This window comes from Halobacillus litoralis, from assembly GCF_009856415.1.
GTDB classification, from domain to species: Bacteria; Bacillota; Bacilli; order Bacillales; family Halobacillaceae; genus Halobacillus; species Halobacillus litoralis_C.
Genome location: NZ_WMEZ01000001.1, coordinates 807,491 through 829,727, shown reverse-complemented (window position 1 = coordinate 829,727; position 22,237 = coordinate 807,491). Strand labels below are relative to the sequence as shown.

23 protein-coding genes are annotated in these 22,237 nt (G+C 42.7%); all 23 read left to right on the top strand.

The window, feature by feature from the left end; genetic code table 11:
* The first annotated feature begins 667 nt into the window (after positions 1 to 667).
* The gene (gene sucC, locus GLV98_RS04405) at positions 668 to 1,828 is read left to right on the top strand and encodes an ADP-forming succinate--CoA ligase subunit beta (protein WP_160912433.1); all 1,161 of its coding nucleotides are present in this window, start codon (positions 668 to 670) and stop codon (positions 1,826 to 1,828) included.
* Positions 1,829 to 1,845: 17 nt separating this feature from the next.
* The gene (sucD, locus tag GLV98_RS04400; protein ID WP_160912430.1) at positions 1,846 to 2,748 is read left to right on the top strand and encodes a succinate--CoA ligase subunit alpha; all 903 of its coding nucleotides are present in this window, start codon (positions 1,846 to 1,848) and stop codon (positions 2,746 to 2,748) included.
* Between the two features lie 49 nt (positions 2,749 to 2,797).
* Complete coding sequence (dprA, locus tag GLV98_RS04395; protein ID WP_337193712.1) at positions 2,798 to 3,697, top strand: DNA-processing protein DprA; 900 nt, start codon at positions 2,798 to 2,800, stop codon at positions 3,695 to 3,697.
* Positions 3,698 to 4,000: 303 nt separating this feature from the next.
* A complete protein-coding gene (topA, locus tag GLV98_RS04390) occupies positions 4,001 to 6,076 on the top strand; it encodes a type I DNA topoisomerase (protein WP_160912426.1) in 2,076 nt (691 codons plus the stop codon).
* Between the two features lie 712 nt (positions 6,077 to 6,788).
* A complete protein-coding gene (xerC, locus tag GLV98_RS04385) occupies positions 6,789 to 7,688 on the top strand; it encodes a tyrosine recombinase XerC (protein ID WP_160912424.1) in 900 nt (299 codons plus the stop codon).
* Positions 7,689 to 7,693: 5 nt separating this feature from the next.
* Positions 7,694 to 8,239 carry an ATP-dependent protease subunit HslV gene (hslV, locus tag GLV98_RS04380; RefSeq protein ID WP_160912422.1) on the top strand — a complete coding sequence of 182 codons (546 nt, stop codon included), beginning with the start codon at positions 7,694 to 7,696 and terminating at the stop codon, positions 8,237 to 8,239.
* Between the two features lie 12 nt (positions 8,240 to 8,251).
* Positions 8,252 to 9,649 (top strand): HslU--HslV peptidase ATPase subunit, encoded by a 1,398-nt coding sequence (gene hslU / locus GLV98_RS04375; protein ID WP_160912420.1) that lies wholly within the window; start codon positions 8,252 to 8,254, stop codon positions 9,647 to 9,649.
* A 26-nt stretch (positions 9,650 to 9,675) separates the two neighbouring features.
* Entirely contained in the window at positions 9,676 to 10,455 is a 780-nt protein-coding gene (codY, locus tag GLV98_RS04370; protein ID WP_089652423.1) for a GTP-sensing pleiotropic transcriptional regulator CodY, read from the top strand.
* Positions 10,456 to 11,306: 851 nt separating this feature from the next.
* On the top strand, positions 11,307 to 11,699 hold the full coding sequence (gene flgB / locus GLV98_RS04365; protein WP_160912418.1) for a flagellar basal body rod protein FlgB: 393 nt from the start codon (positions 11,307 to 11,309) through the stop codon (positions 11,697 to 11,699).
* 3 nt (positions 11,700 to 11,702) lie between these two features.
* Positions 11,703 to 12,155, top strand: a complete 453-nt coding sequence (gene flgC, locus GLV98_RS04360; RefSeq protein WP_160912415.1) for a flagellar basal body rod protein FlgC — start codon at positions 11,703 to 11,705, stop codon at positions 12,153 to 12,155.
* Between the two features lie 16 nt (positions 12,156 to 12,171).
* Positions 12,172 to 12,477: a flagellar hook-basal body complex protein FliE gene (fliE, locus tag GLV98_RS04355; RefSeq protein ID WP_160912413.1), complete on the top strand. Its 306-nt coding sequence runs from the start codon at positions 12,172 to 12,174 to the stop codon at positions 12,475 to 12,477.
* A 62-nt stretch (positions 12,478 to 12,539) separates the two neighbouring features.
* Positions 12,540 to 14,144, top strand: coding sequence for a flagellar basal-body MS-ring/collar protein FliF (fliF, locus tag GLV98_RS04350; RefSeq protein ID WP_160912411.1), 1,605 nt, complete (start codon positions 12,540 to 12,542; stop codon positions 14,142 to 14,144).
* A gap of 12 nt (positions 14,145 to 14,156) precedes the next feature.
* Positions 14,157 to 15,170 (top strand): flagellar motor switch protein FliG, encoded by a 1,014-nt coding sequence (gene fliG, locus GLV98_RS04345; RefSeq protein WP_089652418.1) that lies wholly within the window; start codon positions 14,157 to 14,159, stop codon positions 15,168 to 15,170.
* On the top strand, positions 15,163 to 15,915 hold the full coding sequence (gene fliH / locus GLV98_RS04340) for a flagellar assembly protein FliH (protein WP_160912409.1): 753 nt from the start codon (positions 15,163 to 15,165) through the stop codon (positions 15,913 to 15,915). Before fliG ends, fliH begins: the two co-directional genes overlap by 8 nt.
* Positions 15,908 to 17,212 (top strand): flagellar protein export ATPase FliI, encoded by a 1,305-nt coding sequence (gene fliI / locus GLV98_RS04335; RefSeq protein ID WP_160912407.1) that lies wholly within the window; start codon positions 15,908 to 15,910, stop codon positions 17,210 to 17,212. Before fliH ends, fliI begins: the two co-directional genes overlap by 8 nt.
* A 13-nt stretch (positions 17,213 to 17,225) precedes the next feature.
* Positions 17,226 to 17,675, top strand: a complete 450-nt coding sequence (gene fliJ / locus GLV98_RS04330; RefSeq protein ID WP_160912404.1) for a flagellar export protein FliJ — start codon at positions 17,226 to 17,228, stop codon at positions 17,673 to 17,675.
* A 4-nt stretch (positions 17,676 to 17,679) separates the two neighbouring features.
* Positions 17,680 to 18,255, top strand: coding sequence for a MotE family protein (locus GLV98_RS04325; RefSeq protein ID WP_160912402.1), 576 nt, complete (start codon positions 17,680 to 17,682; stop codon positions 18,253 to 18,255).
* The gene (locus tag GLV98_RS04320; protein ID WP_160912400.1) at positions 18,197 to 19,711 is read left to right on the top strand and encodes a flagellar hook-length control protein FliK; all 1,515 of its coding nucleotides are present in this window, start codon (positions 18,197 to 18,199) and stop codon (positions 19,709 to 19,711) included. The genes GLV98_RS04325 and GLV98_RS04320 overlap by 59 nt, the downstream gene beginning before the upstream one ends.
* A gap of 8 nt (positions 19,712 to 19,719) precedes the next feature.
* Positions 19,720 to 20,187 (top strand): flagellar hook assembly protein FlgD, encoded by a 468-nt coding sequence (gene flgD / locus GLV98_RS04315; RefSeq protein ID WP_160912398.1) that lies wholly within the window; start codon positions 19,720 to 19,722, stop codon positions 20,185 to 20,187.
* 1 nt (position 20,188) lies between these two features.
* Complete coding sequence (locus GLV98_RS04310; RefSeq protein ID WP_160912396.1) at positions 20,189 to 20,554, top strand: TIGR02530 family flagellar biosynthesis protein; 366 nt, start codon at positions 20,189 to 20,191, stop codon at positions 20,552 to 20,554.
* A gap of 83 nt (positions 20,555 to 20,637) precedes the next feature.
* Positions 20,638 to 21,546: a flagellar basal body rod protein FlgG gene (flgG, locus tag GLV98_RS04305; RefSeq protein WP_160912394.1), complete on the top strand. Its 909-nt coding sequence runs from the start codon at positions 20,638 to 20,640 to the stop codon at positions 21,544 to 21,546.
* 20 nt (positions 21,547 to 21,566) lie between these two features.
* Positions 21,567 to 21,806, top strand: a complete 240-nt coding sequence (locus tag GLV98_RS04300) for a flagellar FlbD family protein (RefSeq protein ID WP_337193711.1) — start codon at positions 21,567 to 21,569, stop codon at positions 21,804 to 21,806.
* On the top strand, positions 21,803 to 22,219 hold the full coding sequence (gene fliL, locus GLV98_RS04295; protein ID WP_160912392.1) for a flagellar basal body-associated protein FliL: 417 nt from the start codon (positions 21,803 to 21,805) through the stop codon (positions 22,217 to 22,219). Before GLV98_RS04300 ends, fliL begins: the two co-directional genes overlap by 4 nt.
* Positions 22,220 to 22,237 lie beyond the last annotated feature (18 nt).

Sequence of the window (22,237 nt, the reverse complement as noted above, 5' to 3'; positions counted from 1 at the left end):
GGGCTGCGGGGAATAGCTCGCTTTCCGCGGGAGCGCGGTGAGCCTCTTCGGACTGCGTCCTGTGGGGTCTCACCTAGCACTCTCTTCCCGCAGGAGTCTCGCCATTCCCCTCCGCCCTTTGCCATGTAAGTGTCTCGAAACTATTTCTGGAAAAGCTGCTGGTGGTACTCAAGCAAAATGGATAATATCATACTCTCTTCAGTAGTCATTCAAAGCTCAAAAGCCTGATATAGAGCCCTTTATGCCTACTTCTAAGTATGGTGTAAATACCCCTCATTTTGGTATAGGGGGTCGTTTCTGTTCCACATGGAATGGGGTGGTTGGGAAGCTGCGAGACTCCCGTGGGAGAAGGAGACAGACGAGATCCCACAGGGCGCAGCCCGAGGAAGCTCGGCGCTCCCCCACAGGAAAGCGAGTAGCTTCCCAACCACCCCTTACACTCAAAAAAATCAAACGAACCCCGGGTATCTCGAAGCTGAGTCTTCAAGAAAAGGGAACGTTTGTGGAGGAATGGAATACAGAAAATTCGAGACCACAAATATAGTTTACATAATAATATACCTGGTAATCTATTGAATTTTTCGACAGATATCTAGCTTAGTATGGACAATTGATAGCGTTTTTTTATACAATGTACATGCAGTGAAATTTGATGGGAGGATGAAACATGAACATTCACGAGTATCAAGGAAAAGAAATCATGCGTGATTTTGGCGTATCTGTGCCAAATGGACACGTCGCATATACCGTAGATGAAGCTGTCGAAGCAGCGAAGAAATTAGGTAGCGATGTCACAGTTGTTAAAGCGCAGATCCACGCAGGTGGCCGCGGCAAAGCAGGCGGAGTCAAAATTGCTAAGAATCTTGACGAGGTGCGTACATACGCTGACGAAATACTAGGAAAAACACTTGTAACCCATCAGACTGGACCAGAAGGCAAAGAAGTAAAGCGCTTACTCATCGAAGAAGGTTGCGATATTAAGAGCGAATACTACGTCGGTCTTGTTCTCGATCGCGCGACAAGCCGTGTGACGATGATGGCATCTGAAGAAGGTGGCACAGAGATTGAGGAGGTAGCAGAAAAGACTCCTGAGAAAATCTTCAAAGAAGTCATCGACCCAGTGACAGGTCTCACACCATTCCAGGCGCGTCGACTTGCATTCAATATTAATATTCCGAAAGAATCCTTAGGAAAAGCGGTTAAGTTTATGCTTGGCCTTTATGACGTCTTTGTACAAAAGGATTGTTCTGTTGCAGAAATCAATCCACTCGTTACAACAGGTGACGGGGAAGTAATGGCGCTTGACTCCAAGTTAAACTTTGACGATAACGCTCTTTTCCGTCAAAAAGACATTGCTGAACTTCGTGATCTTGAAGAAGAAGATCCAAAAGAAGTAGAAGCATCCAAATACGACCTTAGTTACATCGCACTTGATGGAAACATCGGCTGTATGGTTAATGGTGCAGGTCTTGCGATGGCTACCATGGATACAATCAAACACTATAGTGGAGACCCTGCCAACTTCCTAGATGTCGGAGGCGGCGCTACAACAGAAAAAGTTACCGAAGCTTTCAAAATCATCCTTTCAGATGAAAATGTCAAAGGAATCTTTGTCAACATTTTCGGAGGCATTATGAAATGTGATGTCATCGCTGAGGGTGTGGTTGAAGCGACGAAACAAATCGGACTTACATTGCCGCTCGTTGTTCGTCTGGAAGGTACGAACGTAGATGCTGGGAAGAAAATTCTTGATGAATCAGGCTTGAACATCACTTCTGCAGATTCTATGGCAGAAGGCGCACAAAAAATCGTTGAACTAGTCAAGTAAGAAAGGCGGGTAATCAGATGAGTGTATATATTGATAAGAACACAAAAGTCATTGTTCAAGGAATTACAGGATCGACAGCACTTTTCCATACAAAACAAATGGTTGAGTATGGAACACAAATTGTGGGCGGTGTAACGCCTGGTAAAGGCGGCACTGAGGTTGAAGGAATTCCAGTATTTAATACAGTTGCAGAAGCTGTAGAGAAAACAGGAGCAAATGCTTCCGTCATTTATGTCCCTGCACCGTTTGCAGCGGATGCCATCATGGAAGCGACAGATTCAGAAATGGATCTTGCTATTTGCATCACTGAACATATTCCTGTTTTGGATATGATCAAAGTTAAACGTTACATGGAAGGAAAGAAAACTCGCCTTGTGGGACCGAACTGTCCAGGTGTCATCACTCCTGATGAATGTAAGATCGGCATCATGCCTGGTTACATCCATAAAAAAGGTCATGTAGGCGTCGTTTCTCGTTCTGGTACACTGACATATGAAGCGGTCCATCAGCTTTCTGAAGCTGGCATTGGTCAATCCACAGCGGTAGGAATCGGCGGAGACCCTGTTAATGGGACCGATTTCATCGATGTCCTGAAGGCTTTCAATGAAGACCCTGATACTGAAGCGGTCATCATGATCGGTGAAATTGGCGGAACTGCCGAGGAGGAAGCAGCTGAATGGGTGAAAGCGAACATGAACAAACCTGTCGTCGGCTTCATTGGCGGTCGTACAGCCCCTCCAGGAAAACGCATGGGCCATGCTGGTGCGATCATTTCCGGTGGTAAAGGTACGGCGGATGAAAAAATCCGTGTCATGAACGAATGTGGAATCCAAGTGGCTGAAACACCATCAGTTATGGGCGAAACATTGATTCAAGTGTTGAAAGATCAGGATCTATTTGAAAAATGTAAAACACACTAATTAAATGAAGAAAGAGGCCGTATCGATGGACAGGTACGGCCTCTAAACTATGGAAACGAGGTGCCTGATGAAAGACCGTAGAACACGTTTACTCCTCCTTCATGATTCCCCTCATATGACGAGGCCTCTACTTGGAAAATTACTTCAGATTGACACTTCTTTACATTATCCCTTTTCTCGTACAGCTGCACAATTAGCTGAAACTCTTTCCATCCCCCTTTCTAGAGCTCAATCTATCCTCCGGCATATAACAGACCCTAATATAATGAAGAAACTCGACATCTATATCCACAAATATACAATCATCACCGTGTTTGACCACACATACCCCAAGTGTTTAAAAACGATTCCAGACCCTCCTTATGTCCTTTATACAGTAGGGGATGTATCTTTGTTCCATACACCTCTTTCCATCAGTGTGGTTGGCACTCGCAAGCCATCTGCTTATGCATTTCCTGCTATGAAATCTGTACTTATTCCAATTATACAGTCCGGGTTTACTATTGTTAGTGGTATGGCTCAGGGGATTGATCAGTTTGCTCACACGTTGGCTGATGATTATAATGGAAAAACGATTGCTGTTCTCGGTTCGGGATTTCAGCATATTTATCCTAAGAATAACCCTTCTCTATACTACAGATTAACTCAAAAACATTTGGTCGTAAGTGAATATCCTCCGGACTGTCCTCCGAAAAAGTATCACTTCCCTGAACGTAACCGGTTGATCTCAGGATTGACCCCAAGTACCTTTGTGATCGAAGCTCGACTGAAAAGTGGAACACTGATCACAGTAGACCAAGCCTTAGAGCAAGGAAAAGATGTTTACGCGCTACCCGGACCTGCAGGGAGGGTAACCAGTGAAGGGTGTCATAAAATGATAAATGAGGGCGCAAAATTGGTTCATACGTATCATGACATTCTGGAGGATTGGTTAGAAAAATTTGAATAATTCGTTACAAAGGTGTTACATTCAAGGGTAAGATTGGTCCAATTTGAGACTTTTTTGAAAAATATATGTTTGACAAACGGTTTCATTGTATTTAATAATAGGGAAGATTTATTTTATAAAAGCTGATTCAACCAATAACATGGAAATATAATAACGTTAGAACGACTTTTTCTATTTGGAATAAACGGTTAAGCTTCCTCTTCCATTAGATCAAGTTTTACAGCAAATGGTAAATCGAAAACTGAGAATATAAAAAGAGTGTATGAAACATAAAGAGAAAACACCTCTATGGGAGGAACATATATGGCAGATTATCTGGTAATAGTAGAATCACCTGCAAAAGCAAAAACAATCGAACGATATCTTGGAAAGAAATACAAAGTGAAAGCATCCCTTGGACACATACGTGACTTGCCAAAGAGTCAAATGGGCGTGGATGTTGAAAATGAATTCAACCCCAAATATATAACGATCCGTGGAAAAGGTCCTGTTTTGAAAGAGCTAAAAACTGCCGCCAAGAAGGCAAAGAAAGTTTATCTCGCTGCCGACCCTGACCGCGAAGGGGAAGCGATTGCCTGGCATTTGGCTCATAGTTTGGAAATTGATGATACTTCAGATTGTCGAGTTGTTTTTAATGAAATCACCAAGGAAGCGATTAAAGATTCATTTAAACAACCGAGATCGATCGATTCAGACCTGGTTGATGCCCAACAGGCTCGCCGGATTCTCGACCGACTAGTCGGATATAACATCAGCCCGATCCTTTGGAAGAAAGTGAAAAAGGGCTTGAGTGCAGGCCGTGTTCAATCGGTTGCCGTCAAAATCATTATCGATCGTGAAAATGAAATTAAAAAATTCCAGCCTGAGGAATATTGGACCATTGAAGCAGATTTCTTAAAAGATAAAGAGACATTTGAAGGTTCCTTTTACGGTGTTGAAGGCAAGAAGAAGGATTTGAAGACACAAGACGATGTCGATCAAATCCAAAAGCAGATGAAAGGGAAAGATTTCTCTGTAGATAAAGTGAACAAAAGAGAAAGAAAGAGGAACCCATCTCTTCCTTTCACCACTTCCTCACTGCAACAGGAAGCCGCACGTAAATTGAACTTCCGTGCGAAGAAAACCATGATGATTGCCCAACAGCTTTACGAAGGGATTGATCTTGGAGGGAAGCAAGGGACCACTGGTTTGATTACGTACATGCGTACGGATTCCACCAGGCTGTCGAATTCCGCCAAAGAGGATGCCAAGCAATACATTGAAGGTAACTTTGGTAAAGAGTTTCTTGGACAGAGTAAAGGGTCCAAAAAGCAAGAAGGGGCACAAGACGCCCACGAAGCCATCAGGCCGACAGGAGCAGATCGTGATCCAAAAGCTATGAAAAGCATTTTATCCCGTGATCAGTACCGTCTCTATAAGCTGATTTGGGACAGGTTCATTGCCAGTCAAATGGCTCCAGCGGTGTTGGATACGATGACCGTCCATCTTTACAACGAAGGGGTAGAATTCAGAGCAACAGGTTCTGAGGTGAAATTCAAAGGGTTTATGAAGGTGTACATTGAAGGTCGGGATGATAACAAAAAAGAGAAAGACAAACTTTTGCCTCATCTTGAAGAAGGAATGACTGTAAAAGCGGAAGAAATCAAACCGAACCAGCACTTTACACAGCCTCCACCGCGCTATACAGAAGCCCGTCTTGTTAAGACGCTTGAAGAGCTTGGGATTGGACGTCCATCGACTTACGCACCAACACTTGATACCATTCAGCGCCGTGGGTATGTCGCTCTGGATAATAAGCGTTTTATTCCAACAGAGCTTGGAGAAATTGTCCTTGAACAACTGAGAGAGTACTTTCCTGAAATTATCGATGTCGACTTTACAAAAGGCATGGAAGATGACCTGGATGCCATTGAAGATGGGAAAGAGGACTGGGTGAACATCATCAGCCATTTCTATGAGGGCTTTCAACCCCGCTTAGAGAAAGCGGAAAAAGAAATGGAAGAAATTGAAATTAAAGACGAGCCTGCTGGAATTGATTGCGAGAAGTGCGGGCATGAAATGGTATATAAGATGGGGAGGTACGGGAAGTTCCTTGCCTGCTCCAACTTCCCTGACTGTAGAAATACAAAACCGATTCTTAAAAAAGTCGGAGTCACTTGTCCGAAATGTAAAGACGGAGAAGTCGTCGAACGAAAAAGTAAGAAAAACCGCAAGTTCTTCGGGTGTGAAAACTACCCCGAGTGTGACTTCATATCTTGGGATAAGCCGATCAGCAGACCTTGTCCGAAATGTGAATCACTTCTTGTGGAGAAGAAGTCGAAGAAAGGCACACAGATTCAGTGTACCGAATGTGACTATAAAGAAGAGCCACAATCCTGATTTAGTTATAAAACAAAGAGTCTATGACTATCCTTTTAGTTGTAGACTCTTTTTCTTATTGGGTTTATTCTTTGTTGGAATGAATATCAGTAGTAATTAAAGGATATGGCAGGAGTGGATTGTGTAAGGCTCGATTTCGAGGGGGTTGTGTGAGTGGTACGGGGCGGCGGGAATGAGTCGCTTTCCGCGGGAGCCCAGTGAGCCTCCTCAGGCTGACGCAATGCGGGGTCTCACCAAGCACTCTCTCACTGCAGGAGTCTCTTCATTCCCCGCCGCCCCTTACTATATTTGCTACTAGAAATTAAACTATTCAGCTCAAGACTTGCTTATAATGGTGGGGGAAACATGTCCCAGTACTGTGGTTAGAGCATTCTCCGCCTGAAGAGCTCCCAAGGTAGTTTCGAGCACCTTCCTCCTCACTCAAAAGTCTCGAAACTGAGTCCTCAATGAAAAGGGAGCGTTTGTTATAATAGGCGATGAGTTTTAATGGAACGCTATTTTTTAATTGACAGTGGTTATGTGGGACGCTATAATTACGCTTTGGTAAGTATACATACTTGACACTAATTCACGCTAAAGGACGATTTCTTTAAATACTTGATTGATTAGAGTTGGAAACAATTCAGAATTTTGTTACATTTTTATTAAATCCATTGTTATGCCAATGAATGTTGTGATAAAATTTAGACGCCTTTGAGAGGTGGATGGACTTATGCAGTCTTACAAAGAGCTTTTTATGGAATACCTTCAAATCGAAAAGAACGCTTCGCCTCTGACATTAAAACATTACGGAAGAGATTTAGATGAGTTTGAATCCTTTCTAAAATCAGAGGGGTTGACCATTAAGGAATGTGAATACCCTGTGATCCGAATCTTTTTATCAAGACAGTATGAAGCAGAGTATTCAAGAAGGACAGTTTCCAGAAAAATATCAAGTTTGAGAAGCTATTTCCGTTTCTTAGAACGAGAGGAGATTGTCGTTCAGAATCCATTTCTGAATGTGGTCTTACCAAAGAAAGAAAGTCCCATTCCAAACTTCTTTTATGAAGAAGAGCTAGAGAAACTTTTTACAGTAAGTGATTTGCATACGCCCTTAGGACAGAGAAACCAGGCTCTTATCGAACTTCTCTACGGTACGGGCGTGCGTGTCAGTGAATGTGTGAAGATAGAACTTCCAGACCTGGATTTTTCACTGAACACAGCTTTAGTTCATGGAAAAGGAAGCAAAGATCGCTATGTTCCTTATGGGCAGTTTGCTGCAAGAGCACTTCAGACATATATAAATGATGGCAGAAAACAATTGGCTTCTAAGAAAAATGAATCGAGTAAACGGTTATTTTTGAATGCTAAAGGTGGGCCTTTGACAGCTGATGGCATCAGGCTCATATTGAAAAAGATGGTGGAAAAAGCAGCAATGACGGTGGATATTCACCCCCATAAATTGAGGCATTCGTTTGCCACCCACCTGCTGAATGAAGGAGCAGACTTGCGTTCCGTACAGGAATTGTTAGGGCATGAACGGCTCTCTTCCACTCAGATCTATACGCATGTATCGAAAGATCGCTTGAAAAATGTATATATGAACAGTCATCCCCGAGCAAATAAGAGGTGAAAATGATGGAGCAGCAATTTCATGCAACAACGATCTTTGCCGTCCAGCACAATGGAGAGTGTGCGATGAGCGGAGATGGTCAGGTAACATTAGGCAATCAAGTAGTTATGAAGCATAAGGCAAGGAAAGTTCGCCGATTATTCAATGATCAAGTATTGGCAGGCTTCGCTGGTTCTGTTGCCGACGCTTTTACTCTTTTTGAGAAGTTTGAAGGAAAACTGGAAAGCTATGACGGCAACCTTGCAAGAGCTTCCGTTGAACTTGCCAAAGAGTGGCGGAGTGATCGTGTTCTAAGGAAATTAGAAGCGATGTTGATTGTCATGGATAAAGAAAATATGTTTCTTGTATCGGGTACTGGGGAAGTAATAGAACCGGACGATGGTATTCTTGCCATTGGTTCAGGTGGAAACTTCGCTTTAAGTGCAGGGCGAGCTTTGAAACGTTATTCACCGGAACAATCTGCTTCTCAAATTGCTAGAGCAGCGCTTGAGGTTGCAGGGGAGATCTGCGTGTTTACAAATGATCAAATAATCCTGGAAGTTCTCGATTAAGGGGGACCATAAATGTCATTAAACTTGACTCCTAGACAAATTGTTGAAAAACTCGATCAATATATCATTGGGCAGGAAAGCGCTAAGCGATCTGTAGCCATTGCTCTTCGTAACAGATATCGTCGCATGCAGCTGACGGATGATTTGAAAGATGAAATCGTTCCGAAAAACATTTTGATGATGGGACCTACAGGGGTAGGGAAAACAGAAATTGCCCGCCGTTTAGCAAAATTAGTCGGGGCACCATTCGTTAAAGTGGAAGCCACAAAATTCACTGAAGTCGGTTACGTTGGTCGTGATGTTGAATCCATGGTTCGTGACTTAGTGGAAATGGCTGTCCGTATGGTGAAGGAAGAGAAAATGGAGGCTGTGAAAGAAAGAGCGGAAGAACAAGCAAACAAACGGCTTGTAAAACTGCTCGTTCCTTCTAAGAAAAAGCAGTCCAATAACTTCAAAAATCCATTTGAGATGATCTTTAATCAAGGCAATCAGCAGGAAGTGGATCCTGATGAGAAGAGTGAAGAAGCGGAAATAGAGACAAAAAGAAGCCGTATTCGTCATCAATTGGATCTTGGTGAGCTGGAAGACCGGATGGTAACCATAGAAGTGGAAGAATCTCAATCTTCCATGTTTGACATGATGCAAGGCTCCGGAATGGAACAGATGGGCATGAACATGCAGGATGCATTCAGTCAATTCATGCCGAAGAAGAAAAAGAAACGAAAGCTTCCTGTTTCAGAAGCAAGAAAAGTACTAACACAGGAAGAAGCAGGCAAATTGGTGGATATGGATGAAGTCGGTCAGGATGCTGTAGCTAAAGTGGAACAGGCGGGTATGATCTTTATTGATGAGATCGATAAAGTGGCGGCGAAGGGTGATAACCAGGCGAATGTATCCCGTGAAGGTGTACAAAGAGACATTCTTCCAATCGTCGAAGGCTCGACGGTCGTCACAAAATACGGACCTGTAGCGACTGACCATATTCTATTCGTTGCTGCTGGAGCTTTTCATATGGCGAAGCCTTCTGATTTGATTCCAGAACTGCAAGGAAGGTTTCCGATCCGTGTAGAGTTGAATAAACTCAGTGTTGCTGACTTCAAGAATATTTTAACAGAGCCTTCGAATGCTCTTTTGAAACAATATAAGGCATTACTTGAAATAGAAGGTATAAAGGTTGAATTTTCTGACGATGCTATTACTAGACTCGCAGAAATCGCTCATGAAGTAAATCAGGAAACAGACAACATCGGGGCGCGGAGATTGCATACGATTTTAGAAAAACTGCTTGAGGATTTATCTTTTGAAGCTCCTGACGTAACGATGGAAACCATTGAGATCACACCACAGTATGTAGACAGCAAACTATCATCAATTGTAAAAAACAAAGATTTGAGCCGATTTATTCTATAGGGTGAACAACAAGGAGGAAAATGAACATGAAACTACTAGACCGTGCACGTAAAATCAATGCAATGCTGCAAAAGACAACCGGAAAATCCGTGGACTTCAACGATATGTCCGCAACGATGCGAGATGTGATTGAGGCGAATACCTTCGTCTTGAGCCGTCGCGGAAAGCTGTTAGGCTTTGCCATCAATCAGGAAATTGAGAATGAGCGAATGAAGGCGATGCTTTCTGAGCGTCAATTCCCGGAAGAGTACACGCAAAACCTTTTCAATATAGAGGAAACAACACCGGATATCGATATCAATAGTGAGTACACAGCATTCCCGGTTGAAAACCGTGAGTTGTTTGAAAATGGTCTAACGACGATTGTTCCAATCATTGGTGGTGGACAGCGTCTAGGTACACTTATTCTGAGCCGTCTGAACAGCAATTTCAATGAAGATGATCTGCTACTCGCTGAATATGGTGCTACCGTCGTTGGTATGGAAATTCTTCATGAAAAAACAGAAGAAATTGAGCAGGAAGCTCGAAGCAAAGCCGTTGTACAAATGGCGATCAGCTCCCTATCCTACAGTGAACTAGAAGCCATCGAGCACATTTTCGAAGAACTGGAAGGGAACGAAGGGCTGCTTGTAGCAAGTAAAATTGCCGACCGTGTAGGAATCACGAGATCAGTGATTGTTAATGCCCTGAGAAAACTGGAGAGTGCTGGAGTCATCGAGTCCCGTTCATTAGGAATGAAGGGAACGTATATCAAAGTATTGAATAATAACTTCCTACTGGAGCTTCAAAAGCTTCGTACCAATTAATAAACCAAACCGCCACTTTGTACAAGGTGGCGGTTTTTTCATGCGCAAATTTATTTCTTTGGGATGTTTGGAATTTTATTTGTTATTCTTCCAGGTAAATTAAATGATAGCTCCCTATCGTATTGTGTGACTCGCTTTCTGCGGGAGTACACCAAGTGTCTCCGGACTGTAGTATTGCTTGAGGCTCACTAGGCACTCTATTCCTCATGGATATTCGGTTTTGCACCTACACATTTAAGTAGGAGTCTAACTCAACGTCCTTGTGATAAAAAGGGTTCTCGAAAAGATTTTCTAATAGGGTGAGGTCTTATGAAAAGACCGATAACGACATGGTTTAAAAGGATTCCCTGCCATATGCATCGGATTCCTTTGAAGGAAATTTTGAGAAGATAATAGGTTGTGGAAGCGCTGGTACCCCATAGGACGTAGTGCGAGGAGCTCTGCGCCAGGCGTGGAAAGCGAATCCGTGTTCCCGGAGCACTTAAATCAAACGAAGTCCCGTAATCGAGTCTCCCACATTCCAGCTGTGTACTTCTATAAGTTATTATCAGTGCCTTAAAGTAACAAAGTGATTTTTAACAGATTTAACCTATTTTCACTATCTTAAGTCGTGTTTTAAAAATATCCATGATAAATTCACTATTCGACAAAAAGTTATGTAATAATGTTCATTATGGGAAAGATTTCGACTGATGGAAACTAAATCCAAAAAGTAAGGAATTTGTCCCTGATTCTTTTGGGGTGTTTGTAATACTCTCGTAAAAAAGTGGTTTTTTGTATAGACAGAAGTACGTGAATTTTTTTACAATTGTGTCTGTGAGTATGGAAAAATGTCGAATAGAGGTGGAGTTATGACTCTTTTCAGTAGCACATTTACAAGTCTAGAGAATGCTTTGGACTACTCTTCAGCTAAAAACAGAGCGATTTCTAACAATATTGCCAATGTGGATACGCCGGGATATAAAGCTGAAGGTGTTGCTTTTAGGGATGTCTTGAATCAAGAACATTCGATTCTGCAAGCGAAAAAAACGAATGAACGGCATTTATCTTTTACGAATGATGCTGGTGAACCGTATCGGACGTTTACGAAAACGAATACGGTATACAATCATAATGGAAATAACGTGGACATTGATAAAGAAATGAATGAACTGGCACAAAATCAAATTCAATATCAGGCCCTGGTTGACCGTATGAGTGGGAAATTCCGAAGCCTTGAATCCGTAATCAGGGGGGGGAACTAACGAATGAGTATCTTTCATGCAATGATTAATAGCGCAAGCGCACTGACAGCACAGCGTTTACGAATGGATGTCGCTTCATCGAATATGGCGAATGCAAACACAACGAGAGCAACACTTGATGAGAATGGGGATTGGCAGCCTTATCGACGCAAAATGGTCGTTTTTGAGCCGTCTGAAAAAAACTTCAAAAGTTTCTTACATAAAGCAGCCACTGATTCAACACAAGGAAGTGGTGTGAAAGCAACAAAAATCGTAGAAGACGATGAGCCATTTAAACTCGTATATAACCCGAATCATCCCGATGCCAATGAGGATGGTTATGTAGAACTGCCTAATGTCGATCCTTTAAAGGAGATGGTCGATATGATGAGCGCCACGCGCTCCTATGAGGCGAATGTTACGGCCGTCAATGCATCGAAAAGTATGTTAATGAAAGCATTGGAAATCGGAAGATAAGTAAGGAGAATCGATAATGTCAAACCATCTAGTTAACACCATCCCCTTAAACCAACCTTCTCAAACGCAATGGAAGAAAAATGTATCTCCTGGTGAAGCTCATGCTACGTTTGCCAATCAGTTGAAAAATGCGATTGCAAGAGTGAACGAAGCACAAATCTTGTCTGATCATAAGACAAAGGCTCTTGCTAAAGGAGAAATCAATGATTTGCATGATGTGATGATTACTTCACAAAAGGCTAGCATTACTATGAAAACAGCTGTTGAAATGCAGAGTAAAGTCGTAGAAGCATACAAAGAAGTCATGCGTATGCAAGTGTGACTCTACTATATTTAATTCGCACTAAACCATTCGCTTAGGTCGTGCTTTTTTTGGGGGCAACTATGAAAGAAAAAATAAAAAAATATCAAGAAAGAATGACAACCTTTTGGAAAGAGCGTAAAAATTCACAAAAGCGGTGGATGATCGGCGGAGTGGCTGCCATCATTTTTCTTCTTGTCCTGACAAGTGTTTTCGCTTCTCGTACGAAGATGGTTCCCTTATATAGAGATTTGACTTTACAGGAAATTGGTCAAATTAAGACGGAACTTGAAACAAGAGGGGTTACATATGAACTTGATCAGGGAGGGGCTACCATCCTTGTACCAGATACACAGGCAGAAGGCTTGCTTGTAGACCTCGCAGCCGCCGGTCTACCCAATAGTGGAACGATCGATTATGGTTTTTTCAGTGGAAATACTTCTTGGGGGATGACAGATAATGAGTTTGATGTCATCAAACTGGATGCGATGCAGACAGAACTTGCCAATTTAATGAAGGGCATCACCGGCATTCAGGATGCTCAAGTTATGATCAATATGCCAGAAGAGCAGATTTTCGTTTCTGAATCTGCGCAGCCGGCCTCTGCCTCGATCGTGCTCAATGTACAGCCTGGTTATCAAATCGAAAATGGTCAAATCGAAGCTCTTTATAATCTAGCTTCAAAGTCTGTACCAAACCTGCCTAAAGATAATATCGTCATTATGGATCAAAATTTTAACTATTTTGACATAAATGATTCACCAATGGGTGGCTCTGAAAATGCTTATACATACCAGCAAAATGTAAAAAAAGACATTGAAAGAGATATTAAGCAACGATTGCAACGCATGCTCGGGATGATGATTGGTCAGCAGAAAGTGATAGCCACCGTAACCGCAGACATCGATTTTACAAAAGAGAACCGCGTAGAGGAACTGGTAGAGCCGGTAGATCCTGAAACGATGGAAGGCCTGCCTGTCAGTGTAGAGAGAATTGAAGAGACCTACGAAGGCGGTGTACCTGAAGGGGGACCTGTAGGTACGGAAGAAGGGGACATACCAGAATACCCTGCTGGTGCAGAAGGCTCTGGCGGCGATTACGAAATGAACCGTGAAACGATCAATAACGAGTTCAACAGAATTAAGAAGAATATTGAAGAAAGCCCTTATAAAGTAAGGGACTTAGGGATTCAAGTAGCGATCGATAATACCAAAGGCGTCAGTCCGGAGGGGGAAATCGAATACTTGACCGCCTCTGAGCAACAAACCGTGCAAGAAGGCGTCCAGTCTATTGTAGATTCGATGATTACAACATCGATCAATGGCGAATATGGAGAAGTGGATACACAGGACAAAGTGTCCATCGTTTTCCAGGAGTTCAACGGTGAACCTGAGTTTCCAGATTCAGGTGAGGGGATTCCTCTTTGGGCTTATATTGTTGGAGGTCTGCTCCTATTCACAATTATCGTCCTTCTCATCGTTCTTACTCGCAGGAAGAGGACGGAGCAAAATGATGAAGAGTACATGATGTTTGAAGAAGAGGCTCTAGAAGCCAAGCCTCAGGAAGTCCCTTCTATTGAAGAACGTGAAGATGATGGGACGCGTAAACGGAAACAGTTGGAAAAAATGGCCAAAGAAAAACCGGAAGATTTTGCAAAATTATTGCGATCATGGATTGCGGAAGATTAAGGAGGTCTTTATATGGCCTTGAGAAAATCGGAATTGACAGGCAAGCAGAAAGCGGCTGTCCTGTTGATTTCCCTTGGGCCAGATGTTGCTGCCCAAGTGTACAAACATTTAGATGAGGAAGAGATTGAACAATTGACGCTGGAAATCTCTTCTGTTCAAAAAGTAGATAGCAAAGAAAAGGAAGAAATTCTGGACCAATTTCACCAAATAGCTTTAGCCCAGGATTATATATCACAGGGTGGAATTGGGTATGCAAAAACAATTCTTGAAAAAGCGCTGGGTTCAGATGAAGCTTCTAATATCATCGGGCGCCTCACTTCTTCATTGCAGGTGAAGCCGTTTGATTTTGCAAGAAAAGCAGATGCTCATCAGATTCTTAACTTTATTCAAAACGAACATCCACAAACGATTGCGCTTGTACTATCCTACCTCGATCCTGAACAGTCCGGACAAATCTTGTCAGAACTTCCACAAGAGCTTCAGGCCGACGTAGCCCGGAGAATAGCCACAATGGATTCGACCTCCCCTGAAGTGATCAGTCAGGTTGAACAAATTCTCGAGAAAAAGTTATCGACAACAGTAACCCAGGATTATACAGAAACAGGTGGAATTCAAGCCGTTGTGGAAGTTTTGAATGGTGTCGACCGGAGTACAGAAAGAACGATTCTTGACTCCCTTGAAATACAGGATCCGGAACTGGCGGAAGAAATTAAGAAACGGATGTTCGTCTTTGAAGATATTGTTGCTCTTGATAACCGGGCGATTCAGAGGATCATCCGTGATGTTGAAAACGATGATCTGCGTCTGTCGCTTAAAGTGTCCAGCGAAGAAGTCAAAGACATCGTATTCAGTAACATGTCCGAACGGATGGCGACAACATTCAAAGAAGAGATGGAATTCATGGGACCCGTCAGACTTCGAGATGTGGAAGAAGCTCAAACGAGGGTGGTTTCTACGATTCGCCGTTTAGAAGATGTAGGTGAAATCGTGATAGCAAGAGGTGGAGGAGATGACATCATTGTCTAAACATGAACCTTCATCGAATGGTCGTGTCATCGGTTTAAGACCCGTACATATTCAAGGACAAGAAGTTAAGGAAAGTGAACAAGAACAAAAAAGTCTACAAATCAACCAAGAGTTGGAACAAGCCCAAAAAGATTTAGAGGCAGCAAGGAATCAAAGGGAACAGTTGATTATATCAACGGAAAAAGAAATAGAGTCGATGAAAGCGACTTGGCAAGAAGAGAAGAAAGTAATTGAAAATGAAGCCTATCAAAAAGGGATGGACGAGGGTTTCAGGCAAGGTCATAAAGAAGGCTACGATAACTTACAAGCCCGATTATCTCAGGCTAATGAAATCATCCAAAAAGCGAAAGCTTCGCATGACCTTATGGTTACAAATAGCGAGAGAACGATCGTAGAGGTGGCTATGAAAACAGCCGAGAAAATTCTCAGCACGAAACTGGAAGAAGACCCGACGTTGTTTTTGCCAATGGTAAAAAATGTGATGGAAGAGGTTAAAGGGCAACCTGAAGTCGCTTTGTATGTCCATCCAGAAAAATACGACTTTGTTCACAGACAGTCTGATGAACTAGAACGATTGATCACCCCTTCTTCACATTTAAGCATTTATGCAGAAGAAGAGTTAAACCCTGACGCCTGTATCGTGGAATCGCAGTTTGGAAGGCTTGATGGAAGTATAGATACACAGTTATCAGAACTCAGACAACACCTGCTTTCAGTTGCGAATGAGGAGATGGGAAATGGATAGTCAGCGTTATTTTGATGCGATCGCCAATGCAGAATCTATGAAAAGGTATGGGAAAATTCATAGAGTTGTCGGACTTATGATTGAATCCAAAGGGCCGGAAGCCTCTGTCGGTGATTTGTGTTATATCCATACGTCAGAACATAAAGAAAAGATCGCAGCCGAGGTTGTTGGTTTCAACAATGAAAACATCCTTTTAATGCCTTTTCGGGAAGTGAAAGAAGTGCGTCCTGGCAGCATTGTTGAAGCAACCGGTGAACCCATGCGAATCAAAGTCGGGATGGGACTTGTCGGTAAGATTCTCGATGCTACGGGGCACCCGTTAGATGGAGCGTCGATGCCACTCGGTGTAAAGGGGTATCCGACAGATCAAAACCCTCCCAACCCGCTCCAGCGTCCACCGATTCACGAACCAATTCAAGTCGGCGTGAGAGCTGTCGATACGATGTTGACCGTTGGCAAGGGACAGAGGATCGGCATTTTCGCGGGAAGCGGGGTTGGTAAAAGTACCTTGATGGGGATGATTGCTAGAAACAGCTCAGCCGATTTGAATGTGATTGCTCTCATTGGCGAACGAGGGCGTGAAGTGAGAGAGTTCATTGAAAATGATCTGGGGGAGGAAGGGTTGAAAAACTCGATCCTCGTCGTTGCCACTTCCGATCAGCCTGCCTTGATGAGAGTGAAAGGAGCTTACACGGCAACAGCCATCAGTGAATATTTTCGCGATCAAGGATATAACGTCAATTTGATGATGGACTCTGTCACACGTTTTGCTATGGCACAGCGTGAAATTGGTCTCGCTACAGGCGAGCCGCCTACAACTAAAGGTTATACCCCATCTGTATTTGCTCTTTTACCGAAATTATTAGAGCGTACAGGGTCAAGTACAAACGGAACGATTACTGCTTTTTATACGGTTTTAGTTGATGGCGATGACTTGAATGAGCCAATTTCTGATACCGTACGTGGAATTCTCGATGGTCACTTTGTTCTCGATCGTAAACTTGCAGAACAGGGGCATTTTCCAGCCATCAACATCTTAAAATCAATCAGCCGCGTCATGAAGCAAATTGCTTCTCCTGAACATAAAGAATCTGCTGAGAAGCTGCGGGCCCTTTTAGCTACTTACGAAGAGAATAGTGAGTTGATCCAAATTGGAGCTTACAAAAAAGGATCGAGTATGGAAATCGATCAAGCGATATCCTACCACTCTACCATCATTCAATTTTTAAGACAGGGGATCCATGAACCAGCAAGCTTTGAGAAGTCAGTGGAAGATTTGAGAAATCTGTTCGTATAGGAGGCCGCAGGACATGGCTGATATTCAAACATTCCAAAGAATGAGAGATCTAAGAGATCGAGAGAAGCAAAAGACTCAGAAGGTATATCAGGATGCTGTCAATGATTTCGAAAAACAGGCAGAAAAACTTTATGCATGCCTTAAGAAGAAAGAAGTAGCAGAAAACAGCTTTGAGGAAGAAATGAAAAACCATACAGTGAGAGCGGAAGCGATCGTGCGGCATCAACGATACATACAAGGTTTACAGGAGACGATCGATCACCTTCAGCCCGCTGTCCAAAAAGCAAGACTAAATATGCAACAAAAGCAAGTCAAACTTTCGGCTGCTCATATAGAGGTGAAAAAGTTTGAAAAAATTGTAGAGCATAAGCGGGATGAGCAATGGCATCTTATGAAAAGTGAAGAAAACAAACAGATGGATGAACTATCCATGCAACAATACTTAAATTTTCAGAATAGGTGATGGAATGGCAAAGAGTGGACATACGCAAAAAAACAAGAAATCTTTTTCTAAAATCTTCGCAGCCATTTTCTTTCCCCTGATTTTTCTTATTACGTTGACGTTGATTGTTCTTACGTTAAGTGGAGTTAATGTATTTGAAGAAGCTGAGAAATATACAAGTCGTATTCCAGGCATGTCCACAGAAGCTTCATCTGAAAGTGAAAATTCAGTGGCCAGCGAGGTTGACCGGTTAAAGGCAGTAATTGCCAACAAAGAAGCTGAAATGGAAGAACTGCAATCAAAATCTGATAGCAAGCAAAATCAAATCAATGAACTCGAGCAACAGGTGGTGCAGCTGGAAGCCGATTTAGAAGATGCAAGGTCAGAAGATGATAGCAACGAGAATTCAAAAACGGCGGAAATGGCACAATCATTTCAAGAAATGGATCCAGAAGCGGCTGCCCCTATTCTTGAAAGTATGAACGAAAATTTAGCGGTGCAAGTTTTGAATGATGTAGCTAGTGAGGAAAGAGGAGAAATCCTTGGTCAGATGGATGCGGAAACAGCAGCAAATATCGCAAGTATTCTTATTGAAGACTAAGGCTTCCTTGAAAGGGGGTGCAAAAGTGAATACAGCTATGATGACGGTTTTAGGGAATTCTCAAAAAATGATGATGAATCCTAATACGCAACAAAAAGGGGAAGGAGAGCCAGGAGGAGGTCTCTTTGGTTCCCTTCTCATGGATTTTCAAAGGATGACCTCATTGACGGACGCAAAAGAAGTCAAAACTGAGGAAACAACAGCGAAATTCGTAGCACTCATTGAAAAAATCGAGACTATGATTTCAAACCTGGTTCAACAAGGAGAATGGCCTGAGGGCGAAGGGTTGAACTGGAGAGAAACCCTCCAACGAGCTAAAGAAACGGCTTCTGAAGGACTTATCTCGAGTATGATTTCACCCATGAAGAAGTTGGAACAAGAGTTCATACCTGAAAATACTTTTTCTGATTTATCCGTTGGAAAACAAGACTTGGCCGCGACATTCAAGGAACTGACATCGCTGATGACAACAGTCACCTCGAGAAGTGAAAGCTCGATGTTAAACCTTTCCTTATCATCATCTACTGGTGAAAAGTTCCCATTCACTTCCAATCCTGTCAACACAGAAGAAACCTTACATAAGACATGGCAGGAGATGAGAAGTATCATTCAGACATTTGCTGGAAATGGTCCTTCACCTCATGTTTCTCATAAAGCAGGTAAAGAAATGAAAGAGTTGATGCAGAAGTTCATGCAACTCGTTGAGTCCTTACCGAACAAAGCAAAAGGACCGGGTCATGGTCTCCTGGAAAGGGTTACAAAAGATGCTTCTATTCAAGAACGACAGGTGTTCAATAAGCTTGTCCATATGTATCAAAACCGTATGGATGTCCCTAAATCCTATCATCAACAAACACCGGTGACAGGCAAGGACATCGTCAAATGGGTGAAGCAAACTCTGGGAGAGGAAGTTCAGCAAGATTCTAAACTTCAAGCATCCAAGCATCAGCTATTATCAAATGTTTCAATGATGCCCATGACAAAAGTGGAACAGTATGTCATCCAAATGAACCAGAATCAAGAGGGCTCATCTACTTCAAAGCAGTTGCTCAGCGAGATGGAGAGAATCATTCAATCCAGTCGCATGTTCACAAATCCTAAAGGCAACATGGAAATGCTGATTAAGTTGAAACCAGGAAACCTCGGGGATCTTACTGTGAAATTCACTCAAATCAATGGGGAAATGGCTGTGAAAATACTTGCCACGAGTCAAGCCGCCAAAGAGATGCTGGAAGGAAACAAAACGCAACTGAGACATATGTTCTCCCCTCAGCAGGTGGTGATAGAGAAGGTGGAAGCTTCCGCTTTGCAGCAACAGCTCCAGGAACATATGGATAGCGGCAATAAAGAAAGAGATCAACAGCAACACAATCATGATTTGGAACAAGACCACGTGGAAGATTCAGAGGACGGAGAACTCTCTTTCCACGAAATATTAATGAATGAGAAAGTATAGGTGATGGTATGACAAGTATCGATCCTTCTCTATATTTGAAAAACCAGCAGGTGCGGGGTACTGGAAGCAACGCACTAGGTAAGGACGACTTTCTGAAAATCCTTATGGCCCAGATTAAAAACCAAAATCCGTTAGACCCTATGAAAGACAAAGAGTTCATATCACAAATGACAGAGTTCTCAAGCTTGGAACAGATGACCAACATGTCACAGTCCTTTCAAAGATTCATGGACAGCCAGAATCTCCCTCCACTTATTCAATATAGTGGATTGATTGGAAAAGAAGTTTCTTATCCTGTTTATGATCAAGAAACAGGATTACTGGAGCGAACGGAATCAGATATTGTACAATCCGTCAATCAGAGTGGGACAGAAACCTACTTAGAACTCAAATCAGGGGAGAAAATCTCAGTAGAATACATGACCAAAGTGGCTGAAGTGGACAGTAAACCTGAGACCCCGGCCCAAGAGGAATAACATGGATCCACGTATTCAATCTTTTCACCGGCCGTTACCTATACCTAAGAAAAGGTCACTGAATCAGAAACCTAACGCTCCCTTCCAACAGTTTCTACAGGAAGCGAAAGAGATCAAAGTGAGTAAACATGCGATGGAACGGATGAGACACCGTAAGATTGAGATCAGTGAACAAACTTGGACAAAAATCGGAGAGAAAATGACGGAAGCCAGTAAAAAAGGGGTGGACCAATCCTTGGTCGTGCTCAACGATGTGGCACTTGTGGTCAGTTCAAAAAATCGAACGGTTGTAACAGCCATGGATCGTAACGAAACACAGTCTCAAATTTTCACGAACATTAATGGAACGATTTTTGTAAACGAATAGGCTGGACCCAAACCGGGAAGCCTTCAACATCTGCTGACCGATCGATGCGGATGAATCCACCAAAGGAAAGGAATGTCGACAATATGCTACGTTCAATGTACTCAGGGATTTCTGGCATGAAAGGTTTTCAGACAAAGCTCGATACGATTGGAAATAACATCGCAAACGTCAATACGTATGGTTACAAAAAAGGAAGGGTCACTTTTCAGGATATGATGAGCCAGACGATGTCTGCAGCTCAAGGACCTACGGCTTTGGCTGATGGAGAGAATATTAGAGGAGGTTTGAACCCTTCCCAAGTGGGACTTGGTTCTCAAGTAGGATCCATTGATACAATCCATACTCAGGGGAACAGACAAACGACAAACCGTCCATTGGATTTAGCTCTAGAAGGAGATGGGATGTTCGTTTTAGGTGAAGGAACAGAGGATCTCTCCATTTCAACGGAGGACGATGCTCTTGACCTGCAAGCTGTAAATTTATCTTTTACACGCGCAGGGAACTTTTACCTGGATAGTGATGGTGCCATTGTAAATGGGGAAGGTAAATACCTGATTGGTCAAAATGGAGAAAATGGAGGAGCAGGTGCAATCACTATTCCGACAGATGCTCAAAGTTTTAGCATCCAGACCGATGGCACAGTCAATTACATCGATAGTACAGGCAATACAGCTATTGCTGGTCAAATTCGTTTGGCGCAATTCTCTAATCCTAGTGGTCTGCAAAAAATCGGAGGAAATGCGTTTCAGAATACCAATAACGCTGGAGTTTACTCCCTTGATGGCGAAGGTTTGGCCAGCATAGATGATTTAATTGCACCTGGCCAAAATGGTACAGGGCAGACAGTATCTGGCGCCCTAGAGATGTCTAATGTCGATCTTGCCGAGTCTTTCACTGAAATGATCACTGCTCAACGTGGTTTCCAGGCAAACACAAGAATCATCACTACATCGGATGAAATCTTACAAGAGCTTGTCAACTTGAAACGATAAGAAAGGATAGAGGGGCGTGCTTGATCGCCTCTCTCTACCATACGATGATTACATTAACTAAATTAAACGGACAGCCATTTACTTTCAACGCAATCTACATAGAGCAAATCCAGTCGAACCCTGACACGACAGTGATGACTACAACGGGTCGAACATTCCTCGTGAAAGAAAGTGAAGGAGAGGTTGTTGAAAAGGTTACTAGGTATTACAAAGAAATCGGTATCGTCAGAGTGGCAGACAAGGCAGGTGAGGATAAATGAATGGATTTAAAGTGATGGTGATTACGCTAAGTACTCTGACCGTCATTGGTGTCGTAGCGCTTGTACTTGTGCTTAATTTTAACGGAGAAAGCAAGGCGAGCGGGGAAAGATCGATCGATGATATTCGTGAAGCCTCTTTTTTAACAGAGGAAATCACTACGGACTTGCAAAACGGCGACTATGTCCGGATCAGCTTTCGTGTGGTAACAGACAGCAAAGAATCTATGGAAGAATTAAAGAAGAGAGACTTTCAAATGCAGAATGTTTTGCTGAAAGAATTATCAACCATGAATTCTGAGACCTTTCAATCCGGATTATCTGACCTGGAAGCAAAGGTTAAGTTAAAACTGAATGAGTTCATGTCTGAAGGAGAAGTCACAGACGTCTACACAGTAAACAAAGTCCTTCAATAATAGAGAAGAAGAAAGGGG

Coding starts and splice junctions, on each gene's coding strand:
- sucC (WP_160912433.1), top strand. CDS start 668: ATGAACATTCACGAGTATCAAGGAAAAGAAATCATGCGTGATTTTGGC.
- sucD (WP_160912430.1), top strand. CDS start 1,846: ATGAGTGTATATATTGATAAGAACACAAAAGTCATTGTTCAAGGAATT.
- dprA (WP_337193712.1), top strand. CDS start 2,798: ATGGAAACGAGGTGCCTGATGAAAGACCGTAGAACACGTTTACTCCTC.
- topA (WP_160912426.1), top strand. CDS start 4,001: ATGGCAGATTATCTGGTAATAGTAGAATCACCTGCAAAAGCAAAAACA.
- xerC (WP_160912424.1), top strand. CDS start 6,789: ATGCAGTCTTACAAAGAGCTTTTTATGGAATACCTTCAAATCGAAAAG.
- hslV (WP_160912422.1), top strand. CDS start 7,694: ATGGAGCAGCAATTTCATGCAACAACGATCTTTGCCGTCCAGCACAAT.
- hslU (WP_160912420.1), top strand. CDS start 8,252: ATGTCATTAAACTTGACTCCTAGACAAATTGTTGAAAAACTCGATCAA.
- codY (WP_089652423.1), top strand. CDS start 9,676: ATGAAACTACTAGACCGTGCACGTAAAATCAATGCAATGCTGCAAAAG.
- flgB (WP_160912418.1), top strand. CDS start 11,307: ATGACTCTTTTCAGTAGCACATTTACAAGTCTAGAGAATGCTTTGGAC.
- flgC (WP_160912415.1), top strand. CDS start 11,703: ATGAGTATCTTTCATGCAATGATTAATAGCGCAAGCGCACTGACAGCA.
- fliE (WP_160912413.1), top strand. CDS start 12,172: ATGTCAAACCATCTAGTTAACACCATCCCCTTAAACCAACCTTCTCAA.
- fliF (WP_160912411.1), top strand. CDS start 12,540: ATGAAAGAAAAAATAAAAAAATATCAAGAAAGAATGACAACCTTTTGG.
- fliG (WP_089652418.1), top strand. CDS start 14,157: ATGGCCTTGAGAAAATCGGAATTGACAGGCAAGCAGAAAGCGGCTGTC.
- fliI (WP_160912407.1), top strand. CDS start 15,908: ATGGATAGTCAGCGTTATTTTGATGCGATCGCCAATGCAGAATCTATG.
- fliJ (WP_160912404.1), top strand. CDS start 17,226: ATGGCTGATATTCAAACATTCCAAAGAATGAGAGATCTAAGAGATCGA.
- GLV98_RS04325 (WP_160912402.1), top strand. CDS start 17,680: ATGGCAAAGAGTGGACATACGCAAAAAAACAAGAAATCTTTTTCTAAA.
- flgD (WP_160912398.1), top strand. CDS start 19,720: ATGACAAGTATCGATCCTTCTCTATATTTGAAAAACCAGCAGGTGCGG.
- GLV98_RS04310 (WP_160912396.1), top strand. CDS start 20,189: ATGGATCCACGTATTCAATCTTTTCACCGGCCGTTACCTATACCTAAG.
- flgG (WP_160912394.1), top strand. CDS start 20,638: ATGCTACGTTCAATGTACTCAGGGATTTCTGGCATGAAAGGTTTTCAG.
- fliL (WP_160912392.1), top strand. CDS start 21,803: ATGAATGGATTTAAAGTGATGGTGATTACGCTAAGTACTCTGACCGTC.